This is a genomic window from Actinokineospora bangkokensis, from assembly GCF_001940455.1.
In the GTDB taxonomy this organism is placed as follows: Bacteria; Actinomycetota; Actinomycetes; order Mycobacteriales; family Pseudonocardiaceae; genus Actinokineospora; species Actinokineospora bangkokensis.
Genome location: NZ_MKQR01000011.1, coordinates 127,716 through 143,678 on the forward strand (window position 1 = coordinate 127,716; position 15,963 = coordinate 143,678).

16 protein-coding genes are annotated in these 15,963 nt (G+C 72.7%); 5 read left to right on the plus strand and 11 right to left on the minus strand.

Annotated features, from left to right (window positions below):
- Window positions 1–40 precede the first annotated feature (40 nt).
- From BJP25_RS11555 to BJP25_RS11570, 4 genes are all read right to left on the minus strand, one after another.
- Window positions 41–2,128 (minus strand): hypothetical protein, encoded by a 2,088-nt coding sequence (locus tag BJP25_RS11555; protein WP_075974873.1) that lies wholly within the window; start codon window positions 2,126–2,128, stop codon window positions 41–43.
- A gap of 214 nt (window positions 2,129–2,342) precedes the next feature.
- On the minus strand, window positions 2,343–3,239 hold the full coding sequence (locus BJP25_RS11560) for a helix-turn-helix domain-containing protein (RefSeq protein WP_075974874.1): 897 nt from the start codon (window positions 3,237–3,239) through the stop codon (window positions 2,343–2,345).
- Window positions 3,240–3,381: 142 nt separating this feature from the next.
- Window positions 3,382–4,227 (minus strand): hypothetical protein, encoded by an 846-nt coding sequence (locus BJP25_RS11565; RefSeq protein WP_084793915.1) that lies wholly within the window; start codon window positions 4,225–4,227, stop codon window positions 3,382–3,384.
- Window positions 4,228–4,495: 268 nt separating this feature from the next.
- A complete protein-coding gene (locus tag BJP25_RS11570; RefSeq protein WP_075974876.1) occupies window positions 4,496–5,524 on the minus strand; it encodes an NAD-dependent epimerase/dehydratase family protein in 1,029 nt (342 codons plus the stop codon).
- 102 nt (window positions 5,525–5,626) lie between these two features.
- Here BJP25_RS11570 and BJP25_RS11575 point away from each other — a divergent pair, with 102 nt between their 5' ends.
- Together BJP25_RS11575 and BJP25_RS11580 are read left to right on the plus strand one after the other, a co-directional pair.
- Window positions 5,627–6,487 (plus strand): helix-turn-helix domain-containing protein, encoded by an 861-nt coding sequence (locus tag BJP25_RS11575; RefSeq protein ID WP_075974877.1) that lies wholly within the window; start codon window positions 5,627–5,629, stop codon window positions 6,485–6,487.
- Between the two features lie 96 nt (window positions 6,488–6,583).
- The gene (locus tag BJP25_RS11580) at window positions 6,584–6,796 is read left to right on the plus strand and encodes a cold-shock protein (RefSeq protein WP_075974878.1); all 213 of its coding nucleotides are present in this window, start codon (window positions 6,584–6,586) and stop codon (window positions 6,794–6,796) included.
- A gap of 37 nt (window positions 6,797–6,833) precedes the next feature.
- Here BJP25_RS11580 and BJP25_RS11585 read toward each other — a convergent pair whose 3' ends face one another.
- Window positions 6,834–8,297 carry a sensor histidine kinase gene (locus BJP25_RS11585; protein WP_075974879.1) on the minus strand — a complete coding sequence of 488 codons (1,464 nt, stop codon included), beginning with the start codon at window positions 8,295–8,297 and terminating at the stop codon, window positions 6,834–6,836.
- A 68-nt stretch (window positions 8,298–8,365) separates the two neighbouring features.
- Here BJP25_RS11585 and BJP25_RS11590 point away from each other — a divergent pair, with 68 nt between their 5' ends.
- Window positions 8,366–9,022 (plus strand): response regulator, encoded by a 657-nt coding sequence (locus BJP25_RS11590; RefSeq protein WP_075974880.1) that lies wholly within the window; start codon window positions 8,366–8,368, stop codon window positions 9,020–9,022.
- A gap of 6 nt (window positions 9,023–9,028) precedes the next feature.
- On the opposite strand, the gene BJP25_RS11595 is transcribed toward BJP25_RS11590, so the two are convergent.
- The gene (locus BJP25_RS11595) at window positions 9,029–9,811 is read right to left on the minus strand and encodes a hypothetical protein (protein WP_075974881.1); all 783 of its coding nucleotides are present in this window, start codon (window positions 9,809–9,811) and stop codon (window positions 9,029–9,031) included.
- The gene (locus tag BJP25_RS11600) at window positions 9,808–10,728 is read right to left on the minus strand and encodes an ATP-binding cassette domain-containing protein (protein WP_075974882.1); all 921 of its coding nucleotides are present in this window, start codon (window positions 10,726–10,728) and stop codon (window positions 9,808–9,810) included. The genes BJP25_RS11595 and BJP25_RS11600 overlap by 4 nt, the downstream gene beginning before the upstream one ends.
- A 291-nt stretch (window positions 10,729–11,019) precedes the next feature.
- Between BJP25_RS11600 and BJP25_RS11605 the strand changes: the two genes are divergently transcribed.
- Both BJP25_RS11605 and BJP25_RS11610 read left to right on the plus strand, forming a co-directional pair.
- A complete protein-coding gene (locus tag BJP25_RS11605; RefSeq protein ID WP_075974883.1) occupies window positions 11,020–11,937 on the plus strand; it encodes an ETX/MTX2 family pore-forming toxin in 918 nt (305 codons plus the stop codon).
- 140 nt (window positions 11,938–12,077) lie between these two features.
- Window positions 12,078–13,448, plus strand: a complete 1,371-nt coding sequence (locus BJP25_RS11610; RefSeq protein WP_084793916.1) for a lamin tail domain-containing protein — start codon at window positions 12,078–12,080, stop codon at window positions 13,446–13,448.
- Between the two features lie 11 nt (window positions 13,449–13,459).
- Here BJP25_RS11610 and BJP25_RS11615 read toward each other — a convergent pair whose 3' ends face one another.
- From BJP25_RS11615 to BJP25_RS11630, 4 genes are all read right to left on the minus strand, one after another.
- Complete coding sequence (locus BJP25_RS11615) at window positions 13,460–14,323, minus strand: GNAT family N-acetyltransferase (RefSeq protein ID WP_075975076.1); 864 nt, start codon at window positions 14,321–14,323, stop codon at window positions 13,460–13,462.
- Window positions 14,324–14,426: 103 nt separating this feature from the next.
- Window positions 14,427–14,600 carry a CsbD family protein gene (locus BJP25_RS11620; protein ID WP_075974884.1) on the minus strand — a complete coding sequence of 58 codons (174 nt, stop codon included), beginning with the start codon at window positions 14,598–14,600 and terminating at the stop codon, window positions 14,427–14,429.
- A gap of 56 nt (window positions 14,601–14,656) precedes the next feature.
- Window positions 14,657–15,178, minus strand: a complete 522-nt coding sequence (locus tag BJP25_RS11625; protein ID WP_084793917.1) for a CAP family protein — start codon at window positions 15,176–15,178, stop codon at window positions 14,657–14,659.
- 186 nt (window positions 15,179–15,364) lie between these two features.
- Entirely contained in the window at window positions 15,365–15,919 is a 555-nt protein-coding gene (locus BJP25_RS11630; protein WP_143219012.1) for a hypothetical protein, read from the minus strand.
- Window positions 15,920–15,963 lie beyond the last annotated feature (44 nt).

Below are 15,963 nucleotides of genomic sequence, written 5' to 3' on the forward strand. Positions count from 1 at the left end.
CGACCGGGTGCCTCCCCCTCCGCGTTCGCAGGCCGCCGGGTCAGGACGTCGTGACCGACACCGAGTCCACGAGGAAGTCGGTCTGGAGGTTGGAGTCCTCCGTGCCCAGGAACCTCAGCGTGACCGTCCTGCCGCGCAGGCTGCTCAGGTCCGCGGTCCGGTAGGCGTACCCGGTGGTCGCGTCGGCGTTGCTCCACGTCTTGAGCGTGGTCGTGGTGCCGCCGTCGACGACCTGCACGCGCAGGTAGTCGTACGGGGTCGCGCCGGACTCCTGGGTCGCCACGCGCAGGTAGTAGCCGAGGGTGGCGGTGGTCGCGGTGGACGGGATGGTGATGTCCTGGCTGACGGTGTCGGTGTTGGCGACGCCGTTGCCGCCGAGCCAGGCGTACCAGCTGCCCGCCTGGGCCGGGTAGGTCGTCCAGTTGCCCACCGAGCCGCCGGTGACCGTCCACCCGGTGGTGCCGCTCTCGAAACCGCCGTTGGTGACGATGCCGGTCGGCGGGGTGCCGGTGCGGTAGTCGATGGTGTGGGTGTGGACGAGGTCGCGGGTCGCGGCGGACACGTCGAGGCCGGTGGCCGGGCGGTCGGCGGTGAACCACTCCTTGAACGTGCTGGACCGGTTGGCGACCATGTTGGCGAAGGTCGGGGTCGGCCCGCCGTCGACCTTGCGCCACAGGTCGATCAGCGCCCCGGCGACGCGGCACTCCACTTGGTCGCCGTCCTCGACGTTGGTGTTGTCCGCAGGCCCGTTCGGGTTGTACGGCGTGGTGGTCATCAGGTTGATGGAAGCGCCGTTGGGCCAGAAGAACATGCCGTCGCCCATGGCGTAGCCCGCGAGGGCGTTGGCGAAGCCCTCGGTCCACGCGCAGCTGACGCCGGTCTTGGCGCGCAGGTAGTGCGGGCTCGGGCAGTCGCTGGTGGGCCACCAGCCCGCGTAGAGCATGTCCATCAGGCCGTGGCCGGACTCGTGCAGCACCAGGTGCTCGGAGTCGGGGTCGGCGTCGGCCAGGGCGACGTAGCGGGAGGCGACCGGCACCTGGTTGTTGAAGTAGGTGCCGTCGGTGCTGCCGGGCTGCCAGTGCAGGGTCAGCTTGCGGCAGTTGGTGGTTTGCAGGCTCGTCCAGCACGGGCTGCTGCCGTGGATGGCCCACAGCTTGTTCACCGCGTCGTAGGCGTGCCAGGCGCGCATGGTGGTGCTGGTGGGCGCGGTCGAGCCGAAGGTGGCGTCACTGCCGCTGGCGACGTTGGTCTTGGCGGCGGTGCTCACCGTGTAGACGGCTGTGCCCGCGTTGTTGGTCACCCGCCACAGGGCGGAGTCGGTGCTGAACTCCACCCACACCTGGTAGAGCGCGGAGTTCGAGGCGAAGCACACCGCGTACGAGCCGTCCGCGGCGGTCGCGCCCGTGCCGTAGTACTGGGCGGCCGACGAGGAGGTCGCCTTGCCCGCCACCCGCGCGGTGATCGATCGACCCGGCTTCCACGCGCCAGCCTTGTCCGCGTAGGTGAACGACCCCTTGGCGCAGATCTGCCCAGGGGCAGCGGCCGCGGAGATGCCCGCGGACGTGCCGGGTCGGGTGGTGCCGCGCGACACCGTCTCCGAGGTGCCGGTGCGGGACGTGCCCGGCTTGTCCCCCACGGTGATGGTGGCCGAGGAGTGCGCGGACCGGTCGGCGGTGGGGTTGACCGCGCTGCTGACGTCGGCCTCGATGTGCGCGGGGCCCGCGGCCAGCGCGGTGACGCCGAAGGTGATCGTCCGGCCCCGGGTGGAGAGGGCGAACTGCTGCTCGGCGACCTGGGACAGGCCGACGGCGCGCGGCTGCGGCAGCCCGCTGGCGCGGGTGTCGAGCCGCAGGGTGTCGGGCAGCCGCACCGCCAGCGTCGCCCGGTCGAGGTCGACCTGGGAGCGGACGGTGACGGTCACGGTGGCCGACTCCCCCACCGCGGGCAGGCGGTCGAGGGACACGGCGGCGGCCACGCAGCTGGCCGGGGACTCGGACAGCTCGTGGGCGGGCGGGGTCAGCGAGCACCGCGCCGCGGGGGCCGCGGTCGCGCTGCCCGGGGCGAGCAACGCCGCCGCGGACGCCGCGACCAGTGCGGCGGGCACGGCGAACGGGGACAGGGATCTCATGCAGGGCGCCTTTCGGACGACTGAACTGCCGTCACGTGCAGGGTGACGAGCAGAAGAATGACCGCCGTCCGCGCGGTTGAGCAATCATGGCCGTGCTGTTAAACCGGTGGGCCACCATTCTGTTAACGATCGTCGACGCGCAGGCCAGCGACTGTGCCGCAGCTGTCGTTCAGGATGTGGAAACTGTGAAGAACCGGCGTTCACAGAATTCGCGTCACCACGCCCAGCGGGTTCCCACGACCCCCGGCGGCAGGTTGATCCCGACCAAGCAGCTGGAGCCCGACGGCCCGACCGGCAGCGGCTCCGTGCGTTCCTCGGGGCCGCTCAGCGCCCGCTGCCGGAAGCCGTGGCACCACGCGGGCGGAGGCCCCTCGAACTGGATTTGCTGGCTGTATTCGGCCATGGGGTGGGTGAGCTGCCGGTAGTAGTGCTCGACCGGCGGTCCCGGCTTGGCCGCCACCTCGTATTCCACCACCGCGTGCTCCCCCGCCCCGAGCGCGCGGTCGAGCAGCAGCTCCACCACGATCAACCCCGCCGCGGGATCCGACCGCACCCGGCCGGTGCGGCAGAACCGCACGTCGATCAGCTCGGGCGGGAACTCCGGGTCGTCGGCCTGGTACTTGACCAACCGCCGCGTCACCAGCCCCCGCGTCCCCCGCAGCACCAACCGCGACCGCACCCCGCGCTCCGACCGATCCCCCGCCACGGTGAACACGTCGTGCGCCGACACCACCTCGTGCACGCCCTCGTCGGGGTCGTCGAACTGCGCCATCAACGCCCCGGCCGCGCCCACCCCCCGGTTCACCCACCGCCCGCGAGGCCGAGGCGGGCCCAACAGCGTGATCAACGAGTCCGCGGGCACCCCGAGCAGGCCCTCCAACGCCCGCACGGCCCGCAACGACTCCGGCTTCTCCGGCCGCCGACGGTTGTGCCGCCAGTAGCTCAGCGTCGCCGCACTGACGTCCATCCCCTGCTCGGCGAGGTGGTAGCGCAACCGGTCGAGCGTCAACCCCCGAGCCCGGATCGCCGCGTCCAACGCCTCAGCGAACGAGCCGTTCCGCAGGACCCACGCGACCTCCCGCCCACCCCCGGAACGCCGCGGCGGTGCCATCTGGGTCCTCCTCCGGGGCGGCGGGAGTACCACTATCTGCACCGGAAGTCCCCCTGTCCAGCCCCGGACAGCGGACCGCCGCCGCACGACCGAGGTCTGCGCGGCGGCGATCCGCTGTCCGGTGTTCCCATCCCCGGGTACCTCAGGCGATGGGCTCCTCCACGGTGAGGGCGTCGACCTTGCGGTGGAACCGCATGCCCGCCAGCCCGCCGAGGACGGCGCCGACCAGCGCGATCACCAGGGCGGCGACCCCGGCGACCACCCCGCCGAGGGTGAGCGCGTCCTGGTCGACCGGCAGCGCCGGGACGCCCGCGGGCACCCGCAGGTCGACGTCGGAAGCGGCCACGACGATGGCGGCCACCACGCCGATGACGATCGTCCACACCCACACCGCGACACCCTGGCGGGCACCGGAGAACCGGGCCATGCGCCCGGCCACGTACCCGCCGCTGTAGTAGGCGAGCAGCAGGACGACGGCGGTGATGACGGCGCCGGTGATGCTGGCGGGGGTGAACGAGCCCGGGGTCCGCGCGGCCTCGTCGGCCTGCGCGGCCCAGTCCAGGTCGAACACCGCCCCGATCGCCACGACGAGGGCGGTCAGCAGCACCGCGGTGCCCACGGCGGTCAGCCAGCCGAAGAACGCCGACCCCCACTTCGTGCCGCCGAACCGCTCTTGCTGCCCGGCGACGACGTCGCGGTGGGTCGGGCGGGGGCGCTCCCCCGTCCCGTGCCTGCCGGTGTCCGGGTCCCCGCGGTGCACCTCCGCCCCGGTGTCCGGACCGACGGTGCCGCGGTTGTCCCCGTAAGCACCGTGGTTGTCCCCGTAGGCACCGTGGTTGTCCCCGGGGACGCCGTGGTTCTCCCCGAGGGTGCCCTGCCGGTACCCGGCACCGGTCCGGTCGATCTGCTGGGTGGTCTGCTCCGGCGGCGGCTCGGCCACGCCCCGGCGGGTGTCCAGGTGGCCGTCACCCGGCCGCGGGCCGGTCATGACGTCACCCGCGTGCAACCGGGCGCGACGAGGGGGCGGACCACGCTCTGGGCGACCGCAGTGGTGTCGGCCATGGTGTTCCTCTCTGCTGGTGGGGAGGTGCAAGATCACCTGTGGCCAGGTAGCGCCGAGAACCGCGGGGCGGGAGGCGCGGTAGGTGGATTCCCCCATCAGGCCGAGGACAAACGCGAACAACCACGCTCGCGAGCAGCCAGCCGGGAGCTGTCGCCCGCGGTCGCCGAGCCGCCACGCCATGACCGGCCGCAGGTCAGCTGTGCACCAACCCCTTGTGCACCAGGCTTTCTGCGGCGGCGATGATCGCGTCGCCCGGGTCGCCGGGGTGCCAGCCGAGGAGGCGGCGGGCCTTGTCGTTGCTGGTTCTCCTGGCGTAGCCGAGGTCGGGGACGGCTTGGCGGAGGCGCGGGGAGAACCGGGCGCCGAGGCGGACGGCGAAGTCGGGGAGGGTGCGGGTCGGGACCTTCGCGGCCGCGTCGCCGAGGCGGGCGCGCAGCAGGGCGCCGATGTCCCCCATCGCGAGGGCGGGGCCGGTGGAGAGCAGGAACCGCTGCCCGGCGGCCTCGGGGGCGGTCATCGCGAGCAGGTGGGCGGCCGCGACGTCGCGGACGTCGACGACGGGGATGAACAGGTTCGGCAACGCCGGGAAGGCGCCGCTGAGCATCGACTGGACGATGTGGTTCGCGCCCGAGACGGCCTCGCCCATGGCGGGGCCCATGACGGCGACGGGCAGCAGGGTGACCAACTCGGGGCCGCCCTCGGCGGCGAAGTCCCACGCGGCGCGCTCGGCGAGGGTCTTGCTCCGGCCGTAGGCGTCCACGCCGGGTCCGTCGAGGACGGTCCAGTCGTCCTCGGTGAAGACGTGGTCTGTGTGCGGGTGGCCCCAGCCGACGGCGTGGAAGGCGGAGGTGAGCACCACCCGGCGCACCCCGGCGGCGCGGGCGGCGCGCAGGACGCGCAGCGTCCCCTCGCGGGCGGGGACGACCAGGTCGTCGTCGTCGTCGACGTGGCCGGGCTGGACCGGGGAGGCGACGTGCAGCACGACGTCGACGCCCGCGACCGCCTCCGCCCAGCCCGCGTCGGAGGTGAGGTCGGCGGTCGCGAAGCTCAGCGCGTCCGCGTCGAACGGCGCGACGCCCGCGAGCACCAAGCGCACGGCGGCCTCGCGGTCCGGCGACCGGACGGTGGTGCGGACGAGGTGGCCCTGGTCGAGGAGTTGGCGGAGGCAGTGCCCGGCGATGAAGCCGGACCCACCGGTGACGAGCACGCGCAGTCGGGTCATGCCGACCATGCTTCGACGCGCCCGCCCGCGCAGCCAGTGCCCCTGCGTTCCTGGTAGTGGCGGGACCAGTCACCGGCGGCGCGACCGACCTACGCTGGGGTCATGACCGACGAGCAGAACCTGCTGGGCGACTACCTGCGCGCCCGCCGCGAACTCGTCACCCCCGAGCAGGTCGGGCTCCCGGTCCTGGGCCTGCGCCGGGTGCCGGGCCTGCGCCGGGAGGAGGTGGCGATGCTGGCGGGCATCAGCGCCGACTACTACCTGCGCCTGGAACAGGGCCGCGACCGCAACCCATCCACGCAGGTCCTCGACGCGCTGGCCCGGGTGCTGCGCCTCGACGAGGGCATGACCCGCTACCTGCACGGGCTGGCCGCCGACAAGCCCCGGCGCCCGCGCCGCCCGCGGAAGGAGACCGTGCCGCCCGGCCTGGCCAAGCTGGTCGCGGGCCTGCCGTTCCCCGCCTTCGTCGAGGGCCGCCACCTCGACGTCCTCGCCGCGAACCCGCTGGCGACGGCCCTGTCCCCGCGCCTGGCGGTCGGTGGCAACCGGCTGCGGGACGTGTTCCTCGACCCGGCCGAGCGGGCGCTGTTCCCCGACTGGGAGGTCGCCACCCAGGTGCTCGTCGCGGGCTTCCGCCAGTCGATCGGCACCGACGTCGACGACGCCCGCTCGATCGAGCTCGTCGGTGAGCTGTCGCTGGCCAGCCCCCGCTTCCGCCAGCTGTGGGCGCGCCACGACGTGACCCCGCTGCGGGGCGGTCTGATGCGCTACGACCACCCGCAGGTGGGCCCGCTGACGCTCAACATGGAGAAGCTCGTCGTCACCGGCACCGACAACGTCATGCTGGTGGTGTGCCACCCCGACCCGGGGACCGACGACGCCGACAAGCTCGCGCTGCTCGCCTCCGCCGCGCTGCCCGCCCGCTCCCCCGACCGCGGCCGCAGGCAGTCCACCGAGCAGTGACATCTTCGGGTGAACCTCGCCCCGGGGCGCTGACCGGCGGGGTGCCCGACCGCCAGACTCCTCCCCGGTCCTGATGAGACATCCCCAGGAGGAGATGTGGCCGAGCGCCAGAACGGCACGGTGAAGTGGTTCAACGACGAGAAGGGGTACGGGTTCGTCACCCCCGAATCGGGTGCTGACCTGTTCGTGCACTTCCGCGCCATCGAGAGCAACGGGTTCAAGTCGCTCAAGGAGGGCCAGCACGTGTCCTTCGAGGTCGTGCAGGGGCAGAAGGGCCCGCAAGCCGACAAGGTGCAGGTGGTCGGCTGACCGCTCGGGGTGACCGGCGGGGGCGCGCCCCCGCCGGTCACCCCGAGCGGGCCTGGACGTCGTCCTTGGCGGTCAGCCGCCCCTGGGTGAAGCACAGCTGGTAGACCGGGATGTCCGACTCGAACAAGTCGCCGTTGCGCGTGCGGTAGTGCTCGCAGACCACGCCCGCGGGCGGTGAGCCGACGGTCACGGCGACCTGCTGCTCCGGGAGCAGTCCGGCGATCTCGTCACGCGTCTGACCGAGACGCAGGCCCTGGTAGACGTCCGGCGCCATCACGGCGTCCTCGGTGGCGTCGGCGAAGTACACCATCATCGCGCCCAACAGCACCGCTGTACCCGCCACCGGGACGAACAACGGCGAGACGAGCCGGCGCCCTGTCGGCAACGGCTCAGGCGTCGGCAGCCCGCGGGGCACGACAGCGCGCACCTCGAACCCGCCCCCACTCGGTCCGAACTCGACTTCGCCACCGAAGTCGGCCACCTGGTCGGTGAGGGCGACCAGCCCGCTGCCGTTCCCCGGCGCGCTCGTCACCGGCACAGGAGGCGCGCTGGTGCGCACTGCGACCTCGACAGCGCCCGCGGTGCCGCGCAACTGGACGTGGACCGAGGACCCGGGCGCGTGTTTCGCCGCGTTCGTCAACGCCTCGCGCACCACGAGCCGCAGCGCCCGTTCCCCGTCCTCCGGCAGGTCGACACGCCCGTCGACGGCGAACACCACGTCCATCCCCGCCGCTCGCACCGCGTCGACCATGGCGGGGACGTCCTCGGGCGTGGCATCGGGCTCGTCCGCGGGCGCCCGCAGCACGCCGATGACCTCGTGCAGGCGCTCCACCGCCCCCTGGGCGACCTCCCGCAGCTCACCGGCCAGTCGCCGGACCCTCTCGTCGCCCTCCCCCGCGACTTCGAGCACACCGACGCGCAGGGCCAGCAGGCTCAGGTCGTGGCCCAACCGGTCGTGCATGTCCCGCGCGATGCGCCACCGCTCGCGCACCCGAGCCCGTTCCGCCACCTCGCGCTGCCTGCGCTCGACCTCCCTGGCGCGCAACCACCCCGCCGCGGCCAAGTCCCGCTGCACGCGCTGGTGCCTGCCCAGCAGCCATGGCACGACCGGCACCGCGAGCAGCACGACGACCTGCGGAACCACGCCCGGCAGCAGGCGCAACGCGACCACCCCGGAGAGCAGGACCGCGCCGAACGCCGTCACCACCCGACGCTCCCGCGCGTCGCCCCGACCGACCACATAGGACAAGACGAGCAGCGGCGCCAGGAACCAGGCGTCGAGCAGGCTCAGCGCCGCGACGGCGACCAGCGAGGCGACCGGCAGGACCCGCACCAGCAGGATCGCCGCCGCGAGCGGGACGATCAAGGTGACCCGCCACCACCACGGCAGCGGCAGCGGTCCGATCGGCGCACCCGCCAGCACGAGAGCGGACGCCGACACCCACGACGCGGCGGCGGCGAGCAGCGCGCGGCGGTCCCGCGACCGGGCGAGTGCGACCACGGGGCCCGACCCTACCCCCGGGTCCGCTGTGCGAGCATGGGACCGCTCAGGGTGCACAGGGGGTCCCGATGATCACGGTGGTGCTGGCCGACGACGAGGCCGGTGTCCGCGCGGCGGTCCGGGCGGTCCTGGAGACCGACCCGGGCCTGGAGGTCGTCGCCGAAGCAGCGGACGGCCGCGCCGCGGTGGACGCGGTCCTGCGCCACCGCCCCGACGTGGTGCTGCTCGACGTGCGGATGCCCGGGCTCGACGGCCTGGCCGCGGCGGCGGAACTGCACCGCGGCGCCCCGGCGACGGCCGTGGTCATCCTGACCACCTTCGGCGACGACGAGCACATCGCCCGCGCCCTGGGCGTTGGCGCCAGCGGGTTCCTGCTCAAAGCAGGCGACCCGCGGGAGTTGCTGGCCGCGGTGCGCGCGGTGTCGGACGGGGCCGCGTACCTGTCCCCGCGCGTCGCCCGCCGGGTCATCTCCGGGCTGAGCGGCGATCGGCTCGCCCGCTCGGCCGCGGCCCGCAAGCTGACCGAGCAGCTGACCGCCCGGGAGCGCGACGTGCTGGTGCGACTGGCGAGGGGCCGTTCCAACGCCGAGATCGCCAAGGAGCTGTCCCTGGTGGAGGGCACGGTGAAGACGCACGTCAGCTCCATCCTGAACCGGCTCGGGGTGCGCAACCGGGTCGAGGCGGCGATCGTCGGCCACGAGGCGCACCTGGTCGACGGGGCCTGACCCGCCTCACGCATCTCGGCGCCGGAGCAGCACGCCGCCCGCGACGACCGCGGCGGCGGCCCAGGCGAGGAGGACGACCACAGCGGTGACCGGGCCGTACGGCTCGACCGCGTGGTCGACGAGGTACCCACCCGCCGAGAGCGGCAGGTAGTGCCCCATCGCGTTGAGCACGGCGCTGTCGACCGCTTGGACCGCGGCGGGCAGGCCGAACACCAGCAGCAGCACCACCGCGAACGTGCCCGCCGTGCTGCGGACGACGAACCCGAGCCCCATGCTCAGCACGCCGAGCGGGGTCAGGTAGGCGGTCACGGCGACGACATCGCGCACGACCTCGCCCACGCCCCCGGCGCGGAACGGGCCGAGCGCGACCCACCCGATGCCGTCCCCCACCACGCCGAACAGGATCCCGCTCGACAGGCACACCACCCCGACAACAGCGGTCTTGGCGGCGATCACGCGCCCCCGCTGGGGCACCCACTGCAACGTCGAGCGGATGCTGCCCGTCTGGTACTCCGAGCACACGGCCAGGACCGCCAACGCGATGACGGCGAACTGCACCAACTGCAACCCCGCGAGCCCCACCGACCCCACGGGCACCGACCCGGCCGCACCGCCCTCCGCCTCGGCCTGCACCCTGGCCGCCAACGAGATCACCGCCGTGAACGCGGCGAGCAGCGCTGTGGCCGACACCAAGCACCACCAGGTCGACCGCAGCGACCAGAACTTCGTCCACTCGGAGGCGACCGCCCCGGTGAACCCGCCGCCGCGCGGCGTCCGCCCGCCCGTCATCGCCCGGCCTCCGCCCCGTACTCGACGCTGGCCGCGGTGATCTCGAGGTAGGCCTCCTCCAGGGACGCCTCGACCACGCGCAGCTCGTGCAGCCGCACCCGCTCGGCGAAGGCCAGGTCCCCCACCTCCGCCACCGCGTTCCCGGCGACGGTGATGGTGTCGGCGCTCGTGCCGGACACGGTCAACGAGCGCTCGCGCAACCGGGCGACCAGCCGCCGGTGGTCGTCGGGGTCGGGCACCCGCACCCGCACGGCCGTGGTCGAACTGGCCCCGAGGATCGCCTCGACCGGCCCGTCCGCGATGACCCGGCCGCGGCCGATGACGACCAGGTGGTCGGCGGTCAGCTGCATCTCGCTCATGAGGTGGCTGGAGAGGAACACCGTGCGCCCCTGCGCGGCCTGCCCGCGGAGCAGCTCGCGCACCCACCGCACCCCGTCGGGGTCGAGCCCGTTGACCGGTTCGTCCAGGATGAGGGTGTCCGGGTCGCCCAGCAGCGCCCCCGCGACCCCCAACCGCTGCCCCATGCCCAGGGAGAACGAGCCCGCCCGCTTGCGCGCCACTCCCTCCAAGCCCACGATCCCCAGCACCTCGTCGACCCGCGACACCGGGATCCCGTTGCTGCGCGCCATGGCGACCAGGTGGCTGCGCGCCCGACGCCCCGGGTGCAGCGATCTCGCGTCCAGCAGGGCCCCCACCCTCCGCAGCGGGTGCCGCAAAGCCGCGTAGGGCTTGCCGTCGATGAGCGCCGTCCCCCGGGTGGGGCTGTCGAGCCCGAGGATGAGCCGCATCGTGGTGGACTTGCCCGACCCGTTGGGCCCGAGGAACCCGGTCACCCGCCCCGGCGCGATCGCCAGGTCCACGCCGTCCACCGCCACGGTCTCCCCGTAGCGCTTCGTCAACCCGTTCAACGTGATCAAGTCGTCCTCCGTGGTGATCTCGTCCCGAACGCTACGGACGGGGCGCGGGCAGTTCCTCTGTCGAAAGGGGTGACCGCCTACGACTTTCGACAGAGGCCGGATGCGGGCACGCCACCCGACCGGGTGGCTGCGCTGACTGCCGGTCACGAACGCGGGCGCGTCGTCCCTCACGAGTGGGAACGTTGCGGGGAAAAGGAAACAGCGTCTTCGGCGGGCCCGATAGGCAGGGCACGTGCCACCTGGCCGCACCCGGCCGCGGTGGTCACGTCCCTCTGGAGATCGGAGTGAACGATGGCTGACCTCAACGTCGCGCTGACGGCCGCGGTGGACCCGGCGCAGTGCCAGGCGAACGCGTGGGGAACCCTGATCCACACCATCACCGACCAGGAGGCGGCGGCGTTCGGCTTCGGGGACTGGCAGCGGATCCGGGGCGCGTGCGGGGCCGCGATCGGGGAGAACCCCGACCGGTGGTTCCTGCACAACCCCACCACTCCGCACCCGAACCCCGGCGACCACCGCTACGACAACTCCTACGACGTCTTCGGCTGGGCGCCGGTCACCACCACGTTGCAGTCCACGCGGGCGGAGTTCCTGGGCATCGACGCGGCGCCGGTCATCGCCTACCACGTGCAGTGGGACAACGAGGCCGACCACCCCGTGCACTACTCGGCGGGGATGTCGACGTCCAAGACCGAGACGGTGGCCCGGTCGCAGACCCAGGGCGGGTCGTTCACCAGCTCCACCAAGATCGGGGTCAAGGTGGGCATCGAGGGCTTCGGGGACATCTCCGGCGAGCAGTCGTTCAGCTTCGAGACCGACTGGTCGGACACCACGACGCGCACCCAGTCGATCCAGGTGGGGGTCGACGCGGGCGCCTCCAGCGACGTGCCGCCGCACTCCACCGAGACCGCCTACCTGTTCTCCAACCTGGGCACCGCGCAGTTCCGCGTCACCTACCAGGCCACCCTGTCCGGGGTGCTGCTGACGATGAACGACGACTGGTACGGCGGCCACTGCTACCGCGGCCTCGACCCCAGCTGGGTGCTGTGGAAGGCGGGCCTGCCCTCCACCATCACCATCCAGCACGACTACAGCGTCGGCTTCTACTCCGGGTCGGAGGTCGACGTGGCCCCCGGCCCGTACGACCCGCACCACCAACCGCAGTCGGGTCACCTGCTCGCCCGCACCCCCGTCCTGCACGCGGTCTGAGCCCCAGCCCCGGGCACCCCGGCGCGGGCGCCCGGAGAGTTCGACCACCGTTCAACCGCGCGCCCACCGCCGTGGTGGCGCGCGTTGCGCCGCACCCGGAAACGTGATCGCGTCGCCCCGCCGACCCCGAGGACAGACCAGTGAACAGCACCCCCCGCGCGTGGCTCGCCGCCACCGCACTCCCGCTGCTGGCTGCGGGCCTGCTCACCGCCCCCGCGGCGGCCGCGAACACCGACATCCGGATCAACGAGGTCGTCACCACCGGCGTCGTCGACGACTCCGTGGAGCTGGTCAACACCGGGACCGGCACCGTCGACATCTCCGGGTGGGTCATCAAGGACGAGCAGGACGCCTCGGCGTTCACCATCCCGTCCGGCACCACCCTCGGTCCCCGCCGGTACCGCGCGTTCGACGTGCACAACGCCTTCGGCCTCGGCTCAGCGGACAAGGCGCGGCTGTTCCTGCCCGGCGGCACCCAGATCGACAGCGTCAGCTGGTCCACGCACGGCGACTCGTCCTGGTCGCGCTGCACCGACGGCACCGGCCCGCTGACCGCGGCGGGCATGACCCTGGGCGGCCCGAACAGCTGCCCGTCCTCCCTGCCCAGCTCGGCGTGGCCGGGCAGCGGCGCGGTCTCCACCGCCGACGGCAGCAACGTGTTCGGCCCCGACCTGAGCGGGCTGTACCAGGACGGCAGCGTGCTCTGGGCCGCGCAGAACTCCGGCAAGCTGTGGCGGCTGCTGCCCACCTCGACGGGCTGGACGCCCGACACGAGCAGCGGCTGGGGCTCGGGCAAGCGCCTGAAGTTCCCCACGATCAGCGGCTACGCCGACAGCGAGGGCGTCACCGTCACCAGCGCGGGCGCCGCGGGCGGCGTGTACGTCTCCAGCGAGCGCAGCGACGCCTCCTCCGGCACCAGCCGCACGTCGGTGCTGCGCTACGACGTCAGCGGCACGGCCACCACGCTGACCGCCACCCGCGAGTGGAACCTGACCCCGGCCCTGCCGCCGGTCGGGTCCAACCTCGGGTTCGAGGCGATCACCTGGGTCCCGGACAGCACCCTCACCGCCGCGGGCTTCGTCGATGCGTCCACCGGCGCGGCCTACGCCCCCTCCGGCTACGGCCCCCACACCGGCGGCGTCTTCTTCGTCGGGGTCGAGGGCACCGCCATGGTGCACGGCTTCGTCCTCCAGGACTCGGGCGCCTTCACCCGTGTCGCCTCGTTCGGCACCGGCCTGGCGGGGGTCATGGAACTCCAGTGGGAGCCGCAGGCCGCCCGCCTCTGGGCCGTCTGCGACGACACCTGCCACGGCCAGCACCGCACCCTGCGGATCCAGAACGGCTACTTCACCACCACTGCCGCCTTCGCCAAGCCCGCGCAGATGCCCGACTACAACAACGAGGGCTTCGCCCTCTCCCCCACCTGCGCGAACGGCACCCGCTCCGTGACGTGGTCCGACGACAGCAACGACGACAACCACGCGCTTCGCAAGGGCAGCGTCACCTGCTGATCCCGCGCGGCCTAGGCCTCCCGGTGCAGGTCGCGCACGCCGGGCAGCTGGTCGTACCCCGCTGCCCGGTACGTGGCCACGGCGGCGGTGTTCGAGGTCGGGGTGCAGACCACGGCGCTCGACGACCCCATCTCCCGGAGCGCGGACGCGGCGGCGATGCCGATCGCCTTGCCGTACCCGTGGCCGCGGTGGTCGCGGTGCACGCCCAGCGGTTCGAGCAGCCCGGGTTTTCCCGGTCCAGCGGACCAGACCGTCACCGCGGCCACGGCGTCATCACCGTTGAAGGCGACGAGGCACCGGGCGTCGTCGTACGTCGGCGCGGCCCGCATCGCGTTCCAGCCGTCAAGGGTGAGGGTGGAACGGGCGAAGGACGCCGCGTGCACTGCGAGCCGTGTGGGCGCCAGATCCGGTCCGACCGTTTCGATGCGCAGGTCGACCCGTTCCGGCGCGGTCGCGAGGTCGCGGCGCAGCGGTGTCCACGGCTCGCCGGGGAGCCATCCCCGCGCGAGCAAGGCCTCCTGGAGCAGGGCGTCCATGGGGGCTTCCACGTCGACCGCTCCCCCGGGCAGCACGCCGCGCTCCGGCGAGGTCAGGTCCGCGACCAGTTGATCGGCCAACTCCTGGTCCTGCCTGGCGTCCGGGGCGATGGTCAGGCGCAGCAGGTCGGGGGCGTCGAGCATCCCCATCGCCAGCACGGTGCCGCCACGGGTCCAGATCCGCACCGCTTCGGCAGTCTTCTGCCGGCCGAAGCGCCAGAACCAACCTAGGTCGCCGGGGTGCAGGTGCACCGACGGCCCGTCGTACTGCCAGTCCCGCAGCGCGCCCACGACCACTGCGAGCCCGTTGACGTCGGGTGTGCCCAGTTCGATCCCCATGGCCACGATCCCACACCACCGCACGCCAGGGCGCACCTGGTTTTGAACGTGCGAAAGCCGTGGCCCAGGGGGTGTGTCCCCTGCACCACGGCCGCACAGCAGGTCAGTGCTTGAAGGCGTCCTTCAGCTTCTCCACACCCTGCTTGAGGTCACCCTTGGCCTGGTCGCCCTTGCCCTCGGCCTCCAGGTCCTTGTCATCGGTGGCGTTGCCGATCGCCTCCTTGGCCTTCCCCTTGAGGTCGTCGGCCTTGGCGTCGATCTTGTTGTCTGCGCTCATGCCCTGGGGATGCCCGAACCAGCGGGATCCAAACCCGTCCAGGTGAACCGTCCGGCTCAGACCGGGCGGCCCACGTTCACCGCGAACTGGCCGAGGTAGTTGCCGGGCGGGGTGTAGCGGGCCACCACGAACACCGACGGGACCGAGAAGATCGTCCCGGCCGGGCAGTTGGCCACCGCGACCGCCACCTGTCTCGTGGACTTCCACACGACCTGGGTGAAGTGGCCGGTCGCCGCGGAGAACCCGGGGTTGTCGTAGTCGTACTTCTTGGCCTCGTCCACCCACAGCCGCACGGCATCGCGCACGCTCAGGGCCGGGGCACCGGCAGCCAGGTTCTCGCCGTAGGCACCCCCGCTGACGGAGTGCTGGAACTTGCACGACCGCGCCCACGCGAGGGCATCGCTGTAGAGCGCGTCGTTCCAGCTCAGCGGCGCGGCCCCGTACCGCGCCCGGGCCTCGTTGTGGGCGGTGAGCGCTTCCTGCTTCAGGTCGAGCGACGGCGCCTCGGCGGCCGGGCTGACAGGTGCGGTGGCCGCGGCGAAGGTCATCACCGCGGACAGGAGTGCACTGGACAACATGTCTCCTCCTTCGCTGGTGTGCCTTCAAGGCATTGCACTCCCTGCACAGTGGACAAACGGACACCACACGTCCGTGGGACGTCGATCGTCGGCGTGTCGTGAACCCACCAACCCGCCGACCTGCACGTACGTCATCTGCGTCCCACCGCGGCTGGCACAGCCGGGAATGCCCTCCCGGAGACGGTTTCAGCCCGCGATGAGGTGTCGCGCGAGCGCGACCCCCTCCACGACAACCAGGATCGCCAGAGCGGGATAAGGCTGGAGGACGAATTCACGACGCACCGCGGTGTCAGCATCCGGTTCAGCTCGGGCCGCATCCCTGGCACGCTCAATGCGGTCAGCGATCTCGCGCTGCACCGAATCACCTCGCAGCCTTGACGCCACCGACCACGCGCCCGCCGCAACCTTCAGGCGCGGCCCGCCGACCAGGTGCAGCACGACCTCATCGGTGCGCTGGACCCAGCTGACCGCCGCGAAGGGCACCCAATGGCGGGTGTAGTAGTTCGTGACCTCCAGCCCTCGCGTGGTCACCACCAACCGCGCGTTCAGCGCGGGCAGCAGCCCGGGCCACAGGCCAGCCCAGAGGACGGCGAGCGCTGCGGCGGTCGTGGGGTAGTCCGCAGCCCCGGGCTGGAACGCGGCGAACCACAGCATCCCCACCAACATCGCCACCGCGGTCCCGCACGCGAGAGCGAACTCACCCCGCCTGCGGATCGTCGTGATCACCTCACCCGAGCGCACGCCCGTTAACCTAGCGCCTGCACTGCCCCGGAGTCAGGGCATCG